The organism is Ostreibacterium oceani (assembly GCF_009362845.1).
Classification (GTDB): Bacteria; Pseudomonadota; Gammaproteobacteria; order Cardiobacteriales; family Ostreibacteriaceae; genus Ostreibacterium; species Ostreibacterium oceani.
The window spans coordinates 119247-137795 of the sequence record NZ_WHNW01000003.1; the positions used below are offsets into that span (position 1 = coordinate 119247).

Genomic DNA, 18549 nt, shown 5'->3' on the forward strand with positions numbered 1-18549 from the left:
GATTAAGTAAGCTGTTGGCGTAGCGATGAAATGGTTTTGTCAGGGTCTTTTGACTGCGTGATCGGACGCCCGATGACTAAGTAATCGGCACCAGCCGCAAGGGCGGCTTGTGGTGTCATAATACGGTGTTGGTCATCTGTGTTATCACTAGCGAGGCGAATGCCTGGTGTCACTAAAATAAAATCGTCACCCAAGCGTGCGCGAAGGGCGGGCGCTTCGTGGGCAGAGCAAACCACGCCGTCGAGTCCGCTTTGTTGGGTGAGCGTGGCCAAATCAAATACGGCTTGTTCAATGGTTTTATTAAATCCAAGTGTATCAAAGGTGGGCTGATCCATGCTGGTTAGAACGGTGACAGCCGTTACTAATGGGCGTTGAGGGAGTTCGCTTAGCGCGTTGTAAACTGCGCGTAGCATAGGGCTGCCACCAAGTGCATGAACATTGGTCATCCATACGCCTAGCTTGGCTGCCGATAAACAGGCCTGCGCCACGGTGTTAGGGATGTCGTGGAATTTTAGGTCAAGGAATAGTTCAAAGCCAAGCTTTTGTAGCTGCTCGACGATATGCGGTCCTTCGGCGACAAATAATTGTTTGCCGATTTTTAATCGTGCCGATGTCGGGTCAATACGCTGTGCCATTGCCAGCGCGTCATGCGCGGTTGGATAGTCAAGCGCAACAATGATTGGCGAGTTGACGGAAGATGTGCCAGTGGGCTGAGTGCTAGATGAAATGGTAGGCATAGTCGGATAAGTCAAAAGAATAGCGGCTATTGTAGCGGAAACTTGTTATCTTGTTAAGTCACTGTCTTTGATTTAATGTGTAGGCCAAGGTCGCGGCCAAGGTCGCGGTCAAGGTGGCGGCGGGTTGAATTACTCATCCACGGATAATAAAAAGATGAATTGTCAGGCGTCATTAGGGGTTATGCGGCGTGATTAAAATGATTGCAAGAACAGGGTGAATAAATAAGGCAGTTGATGAGATTTGGTGCGAAATTGGTGGGTCGGTTGACGACAGTCGCGCTGAATAAATTGGGTGGATTGGTCGCCGCGATAATCGCTGGTTTGACGGCTAACTGGATTGAAAACGATGAGTATTTTGTCAGTTTTCTGTGCTAGGTGCGAGGATTGATGTGTCAGTGAAGGTTGGAAATAAATAGTTGTTTTTAGAAGGATAGATTTGCAAAGTGGTGTTTTTTTGTGTGATAATAGGCAAAAATATTACCTTAATTTAATTGAAAAACTTTAAAAACAACTAAGCAGTGCTATAATTGGCATATTTGGGACCTTTATATAGGGAATATAAAAAATAAAGATGAGGCTCATCGTGAATAAAAAATTGTTATCGTTAATTGCAGGAACAGTATTACTCATTCCATCGGTTGGAATGGCGGTTGGTTTGGGTTCTATTCGGACCTATTCTAATTTAAACGAACGGCTAAAGGCCGAAATCCCGATTCTCTCGGTGCGAGATAAAGGTCGAATGACCGTGTCACTCGCATCAAATGCTGAGTTTGCGAGTCGCGGCATTCAACGCGCAGAAGTGCTGAATGACTTGAATTTTTCCATTCAGGAAAAAGGCGGGCGCTATTATATCAGTGTGTCTTCGCAAAAGCAGATTGCGACACCCTACATTAATTTTATATTACGCCTCAACACCGATGAGGGAGTTATCTCTAGAGAGTACGCTATCTTTTTGGATCCAGTGACGAGTGGCGCAAAGACCAATGCAAAGGGTGGACAATCGGTAAAAAAGTCCAGTAGTTCAGAAGGTCAAAAAAAGCGTGCCGAAACACCGCAGCGGGCTTCTGGACAGAAAAAAACCGCGCAGGCACCGACAAAGCCAGTTTCAACCACGCTAAAAATCAGTAACCCCAGCGGGGCGCAATATGGTCCTGTGCGAAAAGGGGAGACGTTGTGGTCAATCGCGTCTTATACGCGGCCCTCAGACAACATTCCTGTGCGTGACATGGTTGCTGCCATTAAGCAAGCAAACCCAAAAACACTAGCGGGTGCAATGCCCGCTGGTGTGCGATTGAATATCCCGACCATTCAAGGTTATTCTGCCTTTTCTGGCGGTTATGCGCCTATGCCTGGCACGGTGAGTTATATCAAGCCAAGCGCGACAAAGAAAGCGGCAGCCACCAATACGTCAACCACCAATACGTCAACCACCAACGCAAGCCAGAATCAAAGCAAAGCAACGCAACGACCTGCGCCTAAGCCTGAAACAAAAACAGCGCCCAAGACTGAAACAAAAGCAACACCCCAACCAACCAACCAAGTAACCTCTGAAAAAACAACCGAATCAGTATCCGCCGCGACTAAAGCTGCCGATAAAATTGAGAAAGCAACAAACGATGCTACTCCCCCCAAAGATATCCCTACAAGCAGTGATGTTGGTGATGAATTAACCGCCTCTGAATTAGCTGCTACTGAATTAACCGCTACCGCAAATGAAGCCAAAGCTGCCGTCGTAGGCGCAACAGATTCAGCGATTGACTCAGTAAGTGCCGCAGCGGAGGGTGTCAAAGAGACTGCCGCTAATGCAGTCGGTGCAGCCGCCGAGACGACAAAGGATTTGGCGCAACAAGCATCTGATTCAGCTAAGGCCGCGACCAGCGATGTGGTTGACGGCGCCAAAGCTGCTACTGAAGCAGTGAAAGAAACAGCCAAAGAGACAGCAAACGCAGCAGCAGAACAAGCCACGCAAGCCGCTCAGTCTGCTGCAGACTCGGTGGCCACAGCAGCAAATAATGCAACTGAAGCGGCAACTGAAGCAGCCAAGGACACGGCAGGTGAGGTGGCGTCAGGGGTTAAAGCGGCTGCTGATTCGGCAAAAACAAGCGCACAAGAAAGCGCCGAAGTTGTTGCTGACACAGTAACTGAAACCGCCAACGCGTCAGTCGCTCAGGCGAAAAGAGCGACAACAGAGGCAGCCAGTTTAATGGATAAGGTGGTGGATAAGCTACCACTTATCGGTGCCGGTGCAGGTGCTGTATTGGCTGGTGTTGGTGGCCTGCTGTTTTTACGAAGACGTAGAGCGCAGGGGTCAGACGTCAACACCAAAGATATTGTCTTGTTAGACGAAGATGATTTGGATGCTGCCTTTGACGAAGGCGGGGACAAAGAGAACAGCGTTGTTGACGCGTTGCGTGATAACGATGAAGGGCATCGCGAAGCAGCCGACATGCTGGCACTTGGCGAGCACAATCAACATAACGACAACGATGGTGCCGATGATGAATTAGCCGCATGGTCTGATACAGATGATGAAACGAGTTTGGACGATTTATTAGCCGATAATAGCGCTGATAATAGTGCCGACAACCAGCCAGTAAGTGCGAGCGAAACAACCGCACGCAATAATAAATCAGCTGATTTGGCTGACTTTGAGAGTGATATAGATTTATCTGGTGGGCTTGGTGATTTCGAGAGTAACGATGCTGATGCGTTAGATGATTTAGATGCATTGCTTGCTGATAATAATGAGACACCAAGCGATTCGCTGAACTTTGATGATAATTTTGATTTCGATGAAGCGCTGGCAGATTTAGACAAAGCGGCTTCATCAGAGACGAATTCTGATGTAGCGATTACTGAACAGCACACAAAAGCTAACGATGACAACACAGTTGACTTTGTTTTTGATACAGACGATTTGGATTCAGTAGATTTAGATTTATCTGACACGGCTGCTGACACGGCTGCTGACACAGTTACCGATACGGCAAAAGATAAAGCGGAAGCAGCAGCGAAAACATTAGCTGCCACCGAGGCGGATGATGATTTATCGTTGGACTTTAATTTAGAAGATGACGGCGGTCCATCGGTGGTTTCTCATGAAATGTCAGATGACGTTGAGGAAGTGGATTTATCTATAGATTTGGGTAAGTCAGATCAGGGCAGTTCAGAAAAAGCAAACCAATCGATGAATGAAAATGTGGCGAATTCGCAATCAGACTACATGAAAAGTGCGGCGCAAAGTATTGAGGATAGTGGCACTTCTCGCTTGCAGATGAAGCTGGATTTAGCAAAGTCGTTTATTTCGATTTCACAAGGCGAACGTGCCAAAGAGTTATTAGAAGAAATCATCAATGAAGGCAGTCCGGCACAAGCAGACCGCGCGCGCAAACTGCTTGAAGATATTGAGTGAGAATATCGAGTGTGAGGGTATTGGATAATACGCCTGACCATAATGTGCTCGAAACAGTGAATAGGTAATAGTAAGCGAAACATTTGTATAAACGAAATCTATACACTAAAAAAGCCGTACTGTTGTATGGCTTTTTAGTGTAATTTTTAATTACGATTTGTTTGCGGTTTTCTTGCGGTTTCTTGCGAATTTAATCAGTGGGCAGTGGGCAGTGGCGCAGTGGGGGTTTTTGTGGGTTATGCGAAATCAGCTTGGCTTTGTTTGGCGCTTCGTGTTTGGTCTTAGATTTGAATGCCTGAAAGGACGACTGAAAGGGTGCCGACGGAATGAAAACGAGGCTGATTAACTAGGCTGATTAACGAGAGGATTGATAGGTGATTGATAGGTGATGAAGTATGCATTAGGCATTGAATACCGCGGTGTGGATTTTTTCGGCTGGCAGCGGCAGTCACATACACAGCAGACTGTACAGCATGCTGTCGAATCGGCAATTACCCGTGTTGCAAATGAGCCGATTAGGGTTTATTGTGCGGGGCGAACGGATACGGGTGTACATGCAACAGGTCAAGTCATCCACTTTGAAACCTCTGCTAATCGGGCGCTTAATAGCTGGTTGATGGGTATTAATACGAATTTACCTAAGACCATCAGGGTGCGCTGGGTCAAACCCGTTACAGCCGATTTTCACGCCCGATTTTCGGCGCAATTTAGGCGTTATCACTATGTGATTTATGATCATTCAGTGAGCTCGGCTGTGTTACACGGGTTGGTGACGCCGTGGCATTGCCGACTCAATGGTGAATTGATGCATCAGGCTGGGCAAATACTCGTTGGAGAACAAGATTTATCCAGTTTTAGAGCAGCAAACTGCCAATCTAACTCACCGTTTCGTTGCGTGCACCATCTTCGCGTGATGCGCCATCGTCGGGCACTAGTGATTGATATTCAAGCCAATGCCTTTTTATACCATATGGTTCGAAATATCGTGGGTTCGTTAATTTGGGTGGGTATGGGGAAAAAAGACAGCGCTTGGTTTGAAACGGTTTTTTATACAAAAGACCGTCGCTTAGCCGCACCAACGGCGCCACCAAATGGGCTATATTTAGTCGCAGTTGGTTATGATTTGAGGTATAATATCCTTTCTGGTGATTGTTGTGACGATAGTTGCGATAGCCAAATGATTGCTACTTTTTAAACGTGTGTTCTAAGGTGATTTAGCTTATGGCGCTTCATATTACAGATGAGTGTATCAACTGCGATGTCTGCGAGCCGGCTTGCCCCAATCAAGCCATTTACCAAGGTGAGGAGATTTACGAAATTGATCCTAACTTGTGTACTGAATGCATTGGGCACTATGATGTGCCGCAATGCCAACAGGTATGCCCAGTCGATTGCATCCCGATTAATCCTAATTTCATAGAAACCAAAGCAGAATTAATGGCTAAGTTTCATCGTCTGCACCCCAATCAAAAAACTGGCTAGGCTATTTCGTTGGTTAACCGATAACTACGTGGTTTTTATCCGTGTGGTATCAATATACCAATGAGTCAACGAACCAACGAACCAACGAACCAACGAATTGATCCAAAAGCCAACGAATCTCAAAATCTAACGAATCTCAACATCGAAAATAGGTGAATTCAAATGCTCAAACCATGTCTTGTGTTAATGTCTTTATGGGTTGCAACCGTTGGCTTGGCGCAGTCGCAGTCGCAAAATCAAACGCAAACGCAAAATCAAACGCCACCTCAAGGCGAGCCAATAACAATAGGTGCTATTCTCCCGTTTAGTGGTGGATTGGAGTTGTTTGGTGAGCAAGCAAAAGCAGGAATTGATTTGGCAGTGTCTGAGATTAACGCAGCGGGCGGTGTGTATGGGCGACCCTTAGCAGTCATTTACGAAGACAATAAAACGGACCCTAAAACTTCAGTTGAAAAAGCCAACAAACTCATCCGCCAAGATGGTGCAATTGCCTTAATCGGTCCAATTACGTCAAACGCACGTGATGCCATACAGCCAACCAGCGCTCGATTCGGTGTGCCACTGCTCTATGCGACGAATTACGAAGGCGGTGTCTGTCCACAAGACAATGTCTTTGCGTTTAACACCGTGCCAAACCAAGAACTCGCACATTTGATTCCCGCGATGGCGATTCGCTCAGGAAAATCTTTTTATCTATTCGGTGCGGATTATGTTTGGCCGCAAAAAATGTTTGAGGCAGCCGATCAGCTTATTGCCGATATTGACGGCGAAGTCGTAGGCAAGTCTTTGACACCATTTGGCGTCAAAGACTTCACCCCATCTATTCGACAGATTATGCGTAGCGAGGCCGATGTGTTGGTATTTGCGCTGCCAGGGGCGGATGGCGTGACTTTTATGAAGCAGGCGATTGAGTTAGGGTTGACAAAACAAGTCAGTATTGCCTTTTTAGGCTTTTCAGAGACTTATTTGGGCGTGTTTGGCGCGCAATCGGATTTAGATATTTGGGTAACCGTTCCGTTTGTTTCTACGCTGCCTGCTGCCCAAAAATTTGTACAGGCGGTGCAAGCAAGCGATAAAAATATCCAAGGCGTATCACATTATGCCTTTAGCCACTATACGGCGATTCAGTTTATGGCCAACGCGTTAAATCAGATTGACGCCAACCAGCTTTCTGCTAAATCGTTGAGTCAGGAGCTTAGCTCAACAGGCGTGGATGCACTGACTGGCCGTGTTATCATGGACGAGACACACCATGTCTCGTTACCGATGTATTTGGCGCACTCTCAGGGTGAGCGTTTAGAAATGGTGTTGCCGCTTGGCATCAAACAGCCAGCGCCCAACTGCCAACGTTAATTGTATTGTTGCCATTGGGTGTCACAGGGTATCACAGGGTATCACAGGGTATCACAGGGTATCACAGGGTATCACAGGGTGGGTATCACAGGGTGGGTATCACAGGGTGGGTATCACAGGGTGGGTGGCATTGAGTACCATTGTTGCTATTATTGGTAAAGTAGCCGATGCTTTTGGTTGACAACTTGACCAAACAATTTGGCAATCAGCCAGTGCTAACTGGGTGTCATCTGGAGATTGCCAAGGGTAGCTTGACCGCGATTATTGGACCGAACGGATGTGGCAAATCGACACTGTTTAATGTATTAACAGGGGATTTGGCTGCCGATCGAGGGCGTGTCGTGTTCTGCGGCCAAGATATCGCCCAAAAACACCCGCGTCAAATTGCACGGCAAGGGCTATTGCGAAAATTCCAAATTCCTGGCGTTTATGCCAATCTCACGGTTGCGGCGCATTTGCAATTAGCAACATCGCTGTTGCCTCGTCAATCAAACCCACGTTGGTCTTTTTTTATGCGTTCATCCAGCCGCCATAAACGGCGCCAAAATTGCGCTGAAGTCCAAGATGCGAATATCCAAACGCACGCCAATACGCTGGGGCTAGGTAAGCTATGGGATACGCAAGCAAAACACCTGTCGACTGGGCAAAAACAGCGTTTAGAATTAGCCATGTTATTGTTACTGAAACCCAAGTTGCTGCTATTGGATGAGCCCATTGCCGGAATGAGTGCAAAGGAAGCCGCAGAAACCCTAGATTTACTCAAACAACTCAATGCGGATGGTCTCACCATTGTCGTGATTGAGCACAATATGGATTTTGTCAAGCGATTGACTGAAGATATCGCGGTATTGATGTCTGGGCAGTTTCAGCTACGAGGGCATTATGACCTCATCAAGGCTGACCCAAATATTCGGAAAAACTACCTCGGGACGATTTATGCCTGACGCACCGATTTTAGCCTGTCAGCAGTGGGCGTTAGGCTATGATGCGCCAACGGTTTTGAGCGGAATTAACTGGCAGTTAGCCGCGCAGTCGATTGTCGCGTTGGTCGGGCAGAATGGTGTTGGAAAATCCAGTTTTTTAAAATCTATCATGGGGCTAATGCCCGCAGTGCAGGGCGATTGTTATTTCCAAGGACAATCGCTTGCAAAACGGAAAACCGTCGATATTGCGCGTCTGGATATTGCCTATGTGCCACAGGATAACGCGGTTTTCAATCAGTTAACCGTGGCGGAGCATTTTGCCTTGGTAAACCAATTACCGATCGAGGTGAATTTGCAGCATTTTCCGCAGCTACAGCGTGCACCCCAAAAACTGGCTGGGAAGTTATCGGGCGGGCAACGCCAGCAACTTGCGATTGCCTTTGCCTTGGCGAGTTCGCCTTTGCTATTATTGCTCGATGAACCCAGTGCAAATATCCAGCCCTCGATTGTCGAACAGTTAACCGAGACGCTATCTGATATTCACCAACAAACGGGGCTGGCGATTATTTTAGCCGAACAAAATCTATCGATGATTTCACAGTTGGCAAACACTGCGTACTTGATTGAACCTGAGCGTTTTATTGAAACCCCGATACCTATCGACACAACCGACCCTAAACAACTATCCGAGGCGTTATCGTCATTGTCTTCGCTGTCTACGTTGTCTGCGTTGTCGGACTTGGCAGGACATCAAACGGGATTAACCAATCCAGCGAAGCGAGGTTAACGGTGAAATCATGTTAAGCCCGTACGATAATAGCAGGATTTTTCTCCGTGAGCTACGGTGCGCAGTAATACAAGGGATCAGCGTATGATTGTAGTGCTAGATATCCTCTATAGCGTATTGGTGTTGATGATGGTTGTGCAAGGGCTTGCGATTATTTTTGGCTTGCTACGGGTGATTAATTTGGCGCATGGTGAACTGATGATGCTAGGTGCTTACAGCCTTTGGTTACTGTCGCAAACGCCTGTACCATTTGTGTTTTCTTTGCTGATTACCGCCGTTGGTATGGCAGCTGTTGGTGGCGTGATGTACTACTTGGTGATTAAGCGTATCCGCCATCGGTTATTGGACACGATTTTGGCAACGTGGGGCGTTTCTATTGTGTTGCAACAGTTGATTCGTCTGTGTTTTGGCTCAGGCAGCCAACACCTAGAAGCGCCGACTACGCAGTTGATTTTGCTATTTGGGCACGATTATCCGCTCTATCGCTTAATCGTGATGGGGCTAAGTCTATTGAGCTTGGCGGGGCTGTATGTGTTGTTTTTTGGTACGCGTTTTGGGGTAAAAGCGCGTGCAGTGATTAGCAACCCAACCCTTGCCACTGCCGCAGGACTGCCTGCGGAAAAGCTGTATTTGATTAGTTTTATGATTGGCGGCATGATGGCCGGTGTGGCTGGCGCAGTTATCGCACCAACCATGAGTATTTCGCCATTGATGGGTGGGGATTATTTGGTACCAGCGTTTTTGTCGGTGTTAATTGGCGGTTTGGGTAGTATTATCTCGGCGTTGAGTGGCGCAGCGGTGATTGCAGGTAGTCAATCGTTACTCACGGTGTTATTTGATCCCGTGATTGCACAACTGGGCATGCTGGGTCTTGCCATTGCGTTATTAAAATGGTTTCCTAGCGGGTTGTTTAAATGATACGGTGGCGACAAGACAATCAGGGTAAATTAATCAGCTTGGCCCTATGGTTGCTGTTGTTGTTATTGCCGATAGGGATGAGTGGCTATAGTTTATCGCAGTTTTCGATTTATTTTTGTTATGGGATTTTTGCCATGAGCTTGGCTTTTTTATGGGGTCAAGTTGGGCTGTTATGCTTAGGGCAGGCGATTTTTTTTGGTGTTGGCGCGTATAGCATGAGCTTAGCAACTTTGGGGATGCTACCTACGCTGTCCACGCTATCTATGCTGACGGGTAATCATGAATTAATGGTAACGACAGCAGGGGGCGAAATGACGCGGCAGTGGCTGGGTATTGGCTTGGCTGTGCTGTTGCCGATGTTCATTGCTTTGTGCATGGCGTGGTTGTTGTTTAACGGCAATACGTTAGATGGTGCATTTTTGGGCTTGGTCACCTTGGCATTGGCCGTGATTGCTGAACGCTTATTTGGACAGTGGTCATTTGTGGGTGGCAGTAATGGGTTATTTAACATTCCACCACTACTGTGGCAGGGTAATTGGCTATCAGAAACAAGCGTTTATTTTGTGACGCTAGGGGTTGCGTTTGTGATTTGGGTGGGGTTAGTTGGGCTGCAAAAAAGTCCGCTGGGTCTCATCGTTCGCGCCGTGCGTGACAACGAACACCGCAGCAGCCATTTAGGGATTCATACCGTCAAAGTCAAAACGCTGTCACTGGTATTGAGTGCGGGCATTGCTGGGTTGGCAGGGGCGTTGTTTGTGACGCAATTTTACTTTGTATCACCCGATTTGGTTGGGTTTAGGTTATCCACGGAAGTCTTGATTTGGGTGGCCGTCGCAGGGCGGTTATCGTGTTCGGCCGCTTTTTTTGGGGCTATTAGCGTGCGCCTATTAGAAGGCTACTTGGGTGATGTGTTTGGTGATTACTGGTTGTTGTTGCTGGGTTTGCTGTTCATTCTCGTGGTGATGTATTTGCCCAAAGGGTTGTTGGGCAAATGGTTGGATTGATGGTAAGGCGACTTCCGTCAATCAAGCATCAATCAAGCATCAACCAAAAGCCAGCCAAATAGCGACACCAATCATTAATGAGCCAGAAATGCGGTTAATGAGTTTGACGTTGCCTGTGTTTTGCAATAAGCGGCGTAGGGTTTTGCCGCCTTCGCAGTACAGGCATAAACTGGCAAATTCAATCAACACAATCAGCCCAATCAAAATGATGAGCTGAGGGTATAGTGGTTTGCTTTGGTCGATAAAAGGCGGTAATAAGGCAATAAAAAATGCCCAGCCTTTGGGGTTTGAAACAGCGGTAATCAATCCTTGAAACATCAGTGCCATTCGGCTAGGGCTTCGCTGTTCTAGTGGGTTTAGGTTAAGTGCAAGTTTACCCTTGGATAGCCACATATTAATCCCGATATAGGCCAGATACAACCCGCCACCGTATTTGATGACCATGAAAATTTGTGGGTAGTTTAGCAGGATGACCGCGACACTCATCACGGACGCAATCGCGACAATCGCAACACCAATTAACTCACCAAACATTAACCACAGTGTTTTTTTAAAACCAATCTGCATGCCCATCGTTAGCGCCAAAGTCATACAAAGCCCAGGTGTTAATGAGACAAAGGCAAAGGTAGCGATAAAACCCGTCAAAATGGCGACATTAATCGATTCTAGCATAAAGCATTCCTGTCAGGTAAGCTGTTGTTAATAGGGTTTTTTGGCTTTTTTGCGATATTTGCTTGTGTTGCGTCCAATCAGCCAATCAGCCAATTAATTAAATAGCAATATAGCCGATATTGTGCAACAAGTCTATGGCTAGGCGTGAAATTATGGGTGATTTTTTTGCTTGGTAACGGGCAGAGAAATTGGCGGCGTATCTGTTGATTCACGTATCGGTGTCAGGGGCTGCTAATTCTGGCTTACTGCATTCGATAACCGTAGTTTGAGTGCTATTTTTACTCTCTGTTTTGTAGATATAGAGCGTTTGATTGGGGTTGATGAGTGCTTGGCAAGTATCGTTTTGGCAGTCGATTGCCGCCGTAATGTCTTGAAAGCTCGAGGCAAAAGCAGGTGGCTCTCCTGCCACGTAGAGTTTGTTGCCCGTTTCGTTTAGCGTGATAACGCGAATTTCACGGCCAAAAAGCTGCTGGTGTTGGGTTGGGCGATAGCTGTCTTTGGCAAACCGTTTATAGCCAATTTCGTTGATAATATCGGCTTCGGTTTGGATGGCTTGGGCGCTAAGCTGGCATAGCGCAATGGATTCCATATCGCTTAATGCCTGTGTTTCAGATGTCGTTTCAGGCGTGGTTTCAAGCGTCGTTTCAGGCGTGGCTTCAAATGCCGTGGAGTTTGCCGTTTGGCTCGCACAGCCTGACAAGCTGACCGTGCTGAGCAAAACGGATAGGCAAAACACAACACGATGAACCATGCGGCTTGTGCTATGTGATTGTGCGGTAGCGGCTTGCACGATAGGGGTTTGTGCGGTAGCGGCTTGCACGGCTAAGACTCTAGCCCTGTCATGGCAACCGTATTGAAACCAGCATCCACATAAAGAATTTCGCTAGTGATGCCCGAGGCAAGGTCTGAGGTTAGGAATGCCGCCGCATTGCCAACTTCGTCAATCGAGACGCATTTGCGTAACGGCGCGGATTTCTCGAATTGTTCTAGCATTTTTCTAAATCCCGAGATACCCGATGCCGCGAGTGTGCGAATGGGACCTGCTGAGATGGCGTTGACGCGCACACCAGATTCGCCAAGTGCCGCCGCTAAATAGCGTACGTTTGCCTCTAATGAGGCTTTGGCAACGCCCATCAGGTTATAGTTAGGGATGACTTTGACCGCGCCCAAATAAGTCATGGCAAGGACTGAGCCTTGGTTTTTTTCTAGCATTGGGCGTGCGGCTTTGGTGAGCGCGACTAGTGAGTAGGCGCTGATGTCGTTTGCCATGGCGAAGTTTTCACGCGATATGCCGTCTAAAAAGTTGCCTTCTAGCGCTTCGCGCGGCGCAAATGCAACCGAGTGAACCAAGCCATCTAACCCGTCCCAATGCTGATTTAATGCGGCGAAAACGGCATTGATTTCGTCATCAGACGTGACTTCACAAGGGTAAATAAGGTTGGTGTCACAACCGAGTTCTTCGGCCATTTTGACGACGCGGGATTTTAGCTTGTCGTTTTGATAAGTAAAAGCTAACTCAGCGCCTTCGCGTTTCATGGCTTTGGCGATGCCCCAGGCGATAGACAGGTTAGAAGCCAGTCCTACGATTAAAATTTTCTTATTGGTTAAAAAACCCATAGTCGATACCTCGATGACGTAAAGTTGGTTTGCTGAAAGTTGGTTTGCTGATAAACTAAGCAAACTATTTTATCATAGTTAGGGTAAATAAGTGGTGTGGATTTTTAAGTGAAGTTTAACGGTTGATATCGAGATTATGGGCGCGTATTTTATTCGACGATTATTATTAGTCATTCCGACTTTTATTGGGATTACTTTTTTGGTGTTTTTAATTACGCGGTTAGTGCCTGGTGGCCCGCTAGAAGAACTCCTGCAACAAATTCAATTGGCGGGCGCTGATGGTGCAGGAAACAGCCAAACGAATAGCGGCGAAACGTTATCTGACGAACAATTAGCAGAATTAGAACAGTTTTTTGGGCTCGACCAGTCCATCCCCCAAGCCTATATGGCGTGGATGGGTAAATTATTACAGCTTGATTTTGGGGTGTCTACGCGCTTTCAAGACCCTGTATTGACTTTAATTAAAGAGCGATTGCCGATTTCGTTGTTTTACGGCATTGCGACGTTGGTGATTGTTTATAGTGTCTGTATTCCATTAGGCATTGTCAAAGCGATTCGGCACAATACGTCATTTGATTATGTGAGCTCGATTTTGGTGTTTATTGGGTTTGCCATTCCAGGCTATGTGATTGGGATTTTGTTACTCAATACCTTTGCTTATTACTATGATTGGTTGCCGCTAGGGGGATTTGTCAGTGATGAATTTGAAACGCTAGGATTTTGGGGGAAAGTCAATGATGTCTTTCGTCATGCTGTTTTGCCGTTGATTGCTTATGTCGCAGGGAGCTTTGCCATGCTGACACTGCTGATGAAAAATTCGCTGATGGAAAATCTCGCCAAAGACTATATGAAAACAGCCATTGCCAAAGGGCTGTCGTTTCGCCAAGCGGTGTTTCGCCACGCGTTGCGTAATTCGTTGGTGCCGATTGCGACAGGGTTTGGCGGGGTGCTGAGTGTGGTGTTGACGGGGTCTTTTTTGATTGAAAGTATTTTTAATATTGATGGCATTGGCTTGTTGGGTTATGAATCGGTGGTCAAGCGCGATTATCCTGTGGTGATGGGGATTTTGGTGATTTCTTCGTTGCTGTATTTGTTAGGTAATATTTTGTCTGACATTTGTGTGGCGCTGGTCGATCCGCGTGTTAAGTTTGACTAGTCGTCAGTTTTATATTAGATAATGTGATGAAATTAAATAACAAAAAAACAGATTTAAACCAGTCAGTGGAAAGCCAGTCAGGGGAAAAACCGACAATTATTCTCATTCATGGGATTTATTTTCATGGCGCATTAATGAAGTACATGCAGCTAAAGCTTCAGCAGCGCGGTTATACGGTATTAGCATTTTCGTACAAATCGGTGACGCAGCCCCTTGCAGAGAATGCCAAACAGCTGGTTGAATTTGTGCGTACGAATTGCCAACCAGAGGATGTCGTGCATTTTGTCGGCCATAGTCTGGGTGGTTTGTTGGCACGGCAGGCATACGAATTAGCCCCTGAGCTATTTACAGGGCGTATTGTGACGCTAGGTACGCCGCATCAAGGTAGCGCAATGGCGCGGGTGATGCAGACAATTCATAAGCGCATCATCGGTGGTGCGTTTTTTCAGGCACTTGATGGCGATTTGCCCGATTGGCAAGGCCAAGTGGCGCTGGGGTCTATTGCTGGCAGCATGCCAGTTGGTCCAGGTGTGTTGGTGGTTAGATTTGATGAGACCAGTGATGGCACGGTGGCTTTGTCTGAGACGCAACTAGCCAATCAAGCCGATCACCTTGTGTTACCCATGTCGCATACGGGATTAGTCTATTCTAAGCGGGCAGTGGCTCAGGTGGATTATTTTTTGAGGCATGGTAAATTTGACCATAACGCAGTACAATAGGCGCGATTGGGGCGCGATTGGGCGCATTTGAGGCGCGACTTTACTTGCGGCAATTCACGAACTGAACGAATATCACAACACAATATCACAACACTAAAAAACAATACATAGATTGAGGTAATGCATGGCAGGGCATAGTAAATGGGCAAATATTAAGCACAAAAAAGCAAAAGAAGACGCCAAACGCGGCAAGGTATTTACACGGTTGATTCGTGAGCTGACGGTTGCGGCACGCAATGGTGGCTCTGACCCAGATATGAATCCGCGCCTTCGGCTGGCGGTATCCAAAGCACAAGCAGCCAATATGCCCAAAGATACGATGGAGCGCGCAATCAAACGCGGTGCAGGTGAGCTAGACGGACAAGTCCTTAGTGAAATTCGTTACGAGGGATACGGGCCAGGTGGCGTTGCCGTGATGGTTGATTGCTTATCTGATAACCGCAACCGCACGGTTGGCGAAGTTCGCCATGCGTTTAGTAAATTCGGTGGGAATTTGGGCACGGATGGCTCGGTGGCTTTTCAATTTAGAGAAGTCGGTATTTTATCCTATGAATCAGCCGATGAAGACGCGATTATGGAAGCGGCACTCGAGGCAGGCGCAGAGGATGTCGTTGCAGAAGCGGGTGCCATAGAAGTCATTACTAGTCTCAAAGACTATACCAGTGTCTATGATGCGATGGTTGCGGCGGGGTTTGAGCCCGATGAGTCCGAGATTACCCAACGCGCTGACAATTTGTCGCCGGTTGTTGGCGAAGATGCCGAAAAGTTGCTGAAATTACTGGATGTGTTAGAAGACTTAGATGATACACAGACGGTTTCAACGAATGCCGATTTTCCAGAGGATATGGCGTAAATTGTGGTCAATGAAAATAACCGATAACCGATAACCGACAAAAAAGAGGGAAACGCGATGGAAATAACGTGGTCTGATGTGCAATTAATTGCTGAAATGTTATACGATGAACACCCAGATGTCGATCCGCAGTGGATACGATTTACCGATTTGCACGCGTGGGTTTGTGCTTTGGATGGGTTTGTTGATGATCCTGAAAAATCAAATGAAAAAATCCTAGAGGCCATACAAATGGCGTGGATTGAAGAGGCAGAGGAATAATCACCTTGCCAAAATCAGTGACTAAATATACCCGCGATCAACACCCCATTTCGCGCAGCCAAATGCCGAAAACCGCACTAAAAGTGCTCTATCGGCTCAAGGAATCGGGGTTTCGTGCGCTGTTGGTTGGCGGCTGTTTGCGCGACTTATTGCGCGGCAAAGCCCCCAAAGATTTTGACGTAGTAACCGATGCAACCCCCGATGAGATTAAACAGTTATTTTCTAACTGCCGTTTAATTGGTCGGCGGTTTCGTTTGGCGCATATCCATTATGGACGCGAAATTATCGAAGTTGCGACCTTTCGTGCTGATGAAAAAGGCTTTACAGACGACCAAGGTCAAGTCATCCAGCACAATACCTTTGGCACCATAGAAGACGACGTACAGCGGCGTGATTTCACGCTAAACGCGCTGTATTATGACATCGAAGACTTTAGCTTAATCGATTATGTTGGCGCGTTAGATGATATCGAAGCAGGGATTATTCGTATTATTGGTGATGCCAATGAACGCTACCAAGAGGACCCTGTGCGTATGTTGCGCGGTGTTCGATTTGCTGCCAAGCTTGATATGCGGCTTGCTGCCGAGACGGAGCGTGCGATTGCGGATAACAAAGATTTGTTACAAAACGTGCCCAGTGCAAGACTGTTTGATGAGACATTAAAATTATTCATGAGTGGCCATGCGTTGGCGTCTTATGAAGCGTTACGGTTGTATGATTTATTTGGTGTCTTGTTCCCGCAAACTGACACGATTTTCAATGATTTCTCAGCACCCGAACATGCACGTTACAAAAAATTACTCAAACTGGCGCTGAAAAATACCGATTATCGTTTGGCGCACAACGAACCCGTTACGATTGGATTTTTGTATGCGGTTATTTTATGGCCGGTTTATGAGCAGTTACTTACCGATAGCTTAGCGGCAGAAACGCATTGGCACAAAGCCATGCACGAGAGTATCGACCACGTTTTTCACCAAGCAGCCATGCGCGTTGGTATCCCGATGCGCCACAAAACAATGGTTCGCGATATTTGGGTGATGCAAATGCGCTTGATGGCGGACAAACCGACGACCAAAAAAATCCGTGGCGTGCTGGCGCACAAGCGATTTCGAGCAGGGTATGACTTTTTGACGTTGCGAATGCAAGCAGGCGAAGCGTTAGAATCGACGTATGAGCTGTGGACACAAGCACAGATAGACTATCCCATTGAAAAAGTCGTGTATCATGACGATGATGCGCCAGAGGGCGTGCGTAAAAAACGCAGGAGACGGCGTTGAATGGCGTCGCCGCCTATATTGCTCTGGGGAGCAATCTAGATAATCCGCTGCAACAAATTGAAACGGCGATTGCACAAATCGCCGCGCATCCCGCCATGCAATTAATCAAACGCGCCAAGTGCTATCGCAGCAAACCTGTTGGTCCAGCGGATCAGCCTGATTTTATCAATACAGCGGTGATGATAGAGACCACGTTGTCGCCACGGGATTTATTGCAGGCATTGCAAGCTATCGAACAGGCGCAGCACCGCGTCAAAACAGCGCACTGGGGCCCGAGAACGATTGATTTGGATATTATTTTGTATGGGGATACGGTGTTGACGACTGAGACGCTGATCATTCCGCATGCCCAGGCGCATTTACGCGCGTTTGTGTTGCAGCCGCTGTTAGACCTTGATGAGACGCTGACGTTACCGCGTTATGGTCGTGTGGCAGCGTTACTTTTTGCACTAAATGCACAACAAAATACACAACAAGATCAAGCACAATTACATGAAATAAACCCACACCACAGCAAATGCAGGTAATCACCGATGAGCCAACCAAATACGATTGAACGCCTTAGACGTAAAAAAGCCAAGCAAGAAAAATTTGTAGTCATTACCGCCTACGATGCCAGTATGGCAAGGATTTGCGAAGCCGCTGGCGTGGATATGATTTTAGTTGGCGATTCGTTGGGGCAAGCCGTGCAAGGCCATGAAACCACCGTGCCCGTGACAGTCGATGATATTATTTATCATGCCAAAGCGGTCACCCGTGGGTCGCAGTCGGTGCTTAAAATGCTGGATATGCCGTTTATGAGTTTTTATTCGGTCTCGCAAGCCCTAGCGAATGCAACCCGCTTGATGCAAGCAGGCTTTGCCGAGATTGTCAAAGTCGAAGCAGGTGCTTATCAAGTCGATATTATTCGTGCGCTAAGTGATAATGGTATTCCTGTTTGTGCGCACCTTGGGCTGACACCGCAAACGGTACATAAATTAGGCGCATATCGCACCGTGGGTAACCGCACCGACGAAGCCAAACGCTTACTTAGCGAAGCCGCCGCCTTAACCGAGGCAGGCGCTGACCTGTTGTTACTCGAATGCGTGCCAGCAGCACTTGCCAAACAAATCACCGATAATAGCCCCGTGCCTGTGATTGGTATTGGCGCTGGCGTGGATGTGGATGGGCAAGTATTGGTGATTAATGATGTGATTGGTGTCTCAGCGCATGTGCCACGTTTTGCTAAAAACTTCATGCCAGAAGCGGGCTCGATTATTGGCGCAATTACCGCCTATGTTGACGCGGTGAAATCAGGGCAATTTCCTGAGAAAGATACCTGAAATAGATACCTGAAATAGCTATCTGAATAATTAATAAGATATTGATATTTAAA

Annotated in this window: 20 protein-coding genes; 16 read left to right on the plus strand and 4 right to left on the minus strand. The window is 47.1% G+C overall.

All coding sequences use genetic code 11. The features are described from left to right. Positions 1–2: 2 nt before the first annotated feature. Positions 3–737: an orotidine-5'-phosphate decarboxylase gene (gene pyrF, locus GCU85_RS03930; RefSeq protein ID WP_152809579.1), complete on the minus strand. Its 735-nt coding sequence runs from the start codon at positions 735–737 to the stop codon at positions 3–5. A gap of 234 nt (positions 738–971) precedes the next feature. On the opposite strand from pyrF, the gene GCU85_RS09950 reads away from it, so the two are divergent. The 9 genes from GCU85_RS09950 to GCU85_RS03970 all read left to right on the plus strand — a co-directional run bounded on the left by GCU85_RS09950 (position 972) and on the right by GCU85_RS03970 (position 10616). After that, a complete protein-coding gene (locus GCU85_RS09950; RefSeq protein ID WP_218110522.1) occupies positions 972–1112 on the plus strand; it encodes a hypothetical protein in 141 nt (46 codons plus the stop codon). Between the two features lie 208 nt (positions 1113–1320). Further along, positions 1321–4149 carry a FimV/HubP family polar landmark protein gene (locus GCU85_RS10300; RefSeq protein ID WP_218110523.1) on the plus strand — a complete coding sequence of 943 codons (2829 nt, stop codon included), beginning with the start codon at positions 1321–1323 and terminating at the stop codon, positions 4147–4149. A 388-nt stretch (positions 4150–4537) separates the two neighbouring features. Continuing rightward, positions 4538–5344, plus strand: a complete 807-nt coding sequence (truA, locus tag GCU85_RS03940; protein ID WP_152809583.1) for a tRNA pseudouridine(38-40) synthase TruA — start codon at positions 4538–4540, stop codon at positions 5342–5344. Positions 5345–5370: 26 nt separating this feature from the next. Continuing rightward, positions 5371–5631 carry a YfhL family 4Fe-4S dicluster ferredoxin gene (locus GCU85_RS03945; RefSeq protein ID WP_152809585.1) on the plus strand — a complete coding sequence of 87 codons (261 nt, stop codon included), beginning with the start codon at positions 5371–5373 and terminating at the stop codon, positions 5629–5631. A 162-nt stretch (positions 5632–5793) separates the two neighbouring features. Next, positions 5794–6984, plus strand: coding sequence for a substrate-binding protein (locus GCU85_RS03950; RefSeq protein ID WP_152809587.1), 1191 nt, complete (start codon positions 5794–5796; stop codon positions 6982–6984). 167 nt (positions 6985–7151) lie between these two features. Continuing rightward, complete coding sequence (locus GCU85_RS03955; RefSeq protein ID WP_152809589.1) at positions 7152–7928, plus strand: ATP-binding cassette domain-containing protein; 777 nt, start codon at positions 7152–7154, stop codon at positions 7926–7928. After that, complete coding sequence (locus tag GCU85_RS03960) at positions 7921–8694, plus strand: ATP-binding cassette domain-containing protein (protein WP_218110524.1); 774 nt, start codon at positions 7921–7923, stop codon at positions 8692–8694. Before GCU85_RS03955 ends, GCU85_RS03960 begins: the two co-directional genes overlap by 8 nt. Before the next feature lie 84 nt (positions 8695–8778). Next, positions 8779–9612 (plus strand): branched-chain amino acid ABC transporter permease, encoded by an 834-nt coding sequence (locus tag GCU85_RS03965; RefSeq protein ID WP_152809593.1) that lies wholly within the window; start codon positions 8779–8781, stop codon positions 9610–9612. Continuing rightward, the gene (locus GCU85_RS03970; protein ID WP_152809594.1) at positions 9609–10616 is read left to right on the plus strand and encodes a branched-chain amino acid ABC transporter permease; all 1008 of its coding nucleotides are present in this window, start codon (positions 9609–9611) and stop codon (positions 10614–10616) included. Before GCU85_RS03965 ends, GCU85_RS03970 begins: the two co-directional genes overlap by 4 nt. A gap of 39 nt (positions 10617–10655) precedes the next feature. Here the strand turns inward: GCU85_RS03970 and GCU85_RS03975 are convergent, their stop codons facing one another. The 3 genes from GCU85_RS03975 to GCU85_RS03985 all read right to left on the minus strand — a co-directional run bounded on the left by GCU85_RS03975 (position 10656) and on the right by GCU85_RS03985 (position 12905). Then, a complete protein-coding gene (locus GCU85_RS03975; protein ID WP_152809596.1) occupies positions 10656–11288 on the minus strand; it encodes a LysE family translocator in 633 nt (210 codons plus the stop codon). A 208-nt stretch (positions 11289–11496) separates the two neighbouring features. Further along, on the minus strand, positions 11497–12108 hold the full coding sequence (locus GCU85_RS03980) for a hypothetical protein (RefSeq protein ID WP_152809598.1): 612 nt from the start codon (positions 12106–12108) through the stop codon (positions 11497–11499). A 2-nt stretch (positions 12109–12110) separates the two neighbouring features. Continuing rightward, positions 12111–12905, minus strand: coding sequence for an enoyl-ACP reductase FabI (locus GCU85_RS03985; protein WP_152809600.1), 795 nt, complete (start codon positions 12903–12905; stop codon positions 12111–12113). Between the two features lie 136 nt (positions 12906–13041). Here GCU85_RS03985 and GCU85_RS03990 point away from each other — a divergent pair, with 136 nt between their 5' ends. From GCU85_RS03990 to panB, 7 genes are all read left to right on the plus strand, one after another. Continuing rightward, entirely contained in the window at positions 13042–14061 is a 1020-nt protein-coding gene (locus tag GCU85_RS03990; RefSeq protein ID WP_152809602.1) for an ABC transporter permease subunit, read from the plus strand. A gap of 26 nt (positions 14062–14087) precedes the next feature. Then, complete coding sequence (locus GCU85_RS03995; protein WP_152809604.1) at positions 14088–14780, plus strand: esterase/lipase family protein; 693 nt, start codon at positions 14088–14090, stop codon at positions 14778–14780. Positions 14781–14904: 124 nt separating this feature from the next. Then, complete coding sequence (locus tag GCU85_RS04000) at positions 14905–15633, plus strand: YebC/PmpR family DNA-binding transcriptional regulator (protein WP_152809606.1); 729 nt, start codon at positions 14905–14907, stop codon at positions 15631–15633. Positions 15634–15690: 57 nt separating this feature from the next. After that, a complete protein-coding gene (gene iscX, locus GCU85_RS04005; RefSeq protein ID WP_152809608.1) occupies positions 15691–15894 on the plus strand; it encodes a Fe-S cluster assembly protein IscX in 204 nt (67 codons plus the stop codon). A gap of 5 nt (positions 15895–15899) precedes the next feature. Then, positions 15900–17174, plus strand: coding sequence for a polynucleotide adenylyltransferase PcnB (gene pcnB / locus GCU85_RS04010; protein ID WP_235896216.1), 1275 nt, complete (start codon positions 15900–15902; stop codon positions 17172–17174). After that, a complete protein-coding gene (gene folK / locus GCU85_RS04015; protein ID WP_152809610.1) occupies positions 17171–17701 on the plus strand; it encodes a 2-amino-4-hydroxy-6-hydroxymethyldihydropteridine diphosphokinase in 531 nt (176 codons plus the stop codon). The genes pcnB and folK overlap by 4 nt, the downstream gene beginning before the upstream one ends. 6 nt (positions 17702–17707) lie before the next feature. Further along, entirely contained in the window at positions 17708–18496 is a 789-nt protein-coding gene (gene panB / locus GCU85_RS04020) for a 3-methyl-2-oxobutanoate hydroxymethyltransferase (protein ID WP_152809612.1), read from the plus strand. Positions 18497–18549: the final 53 nt, after the last annotated feature.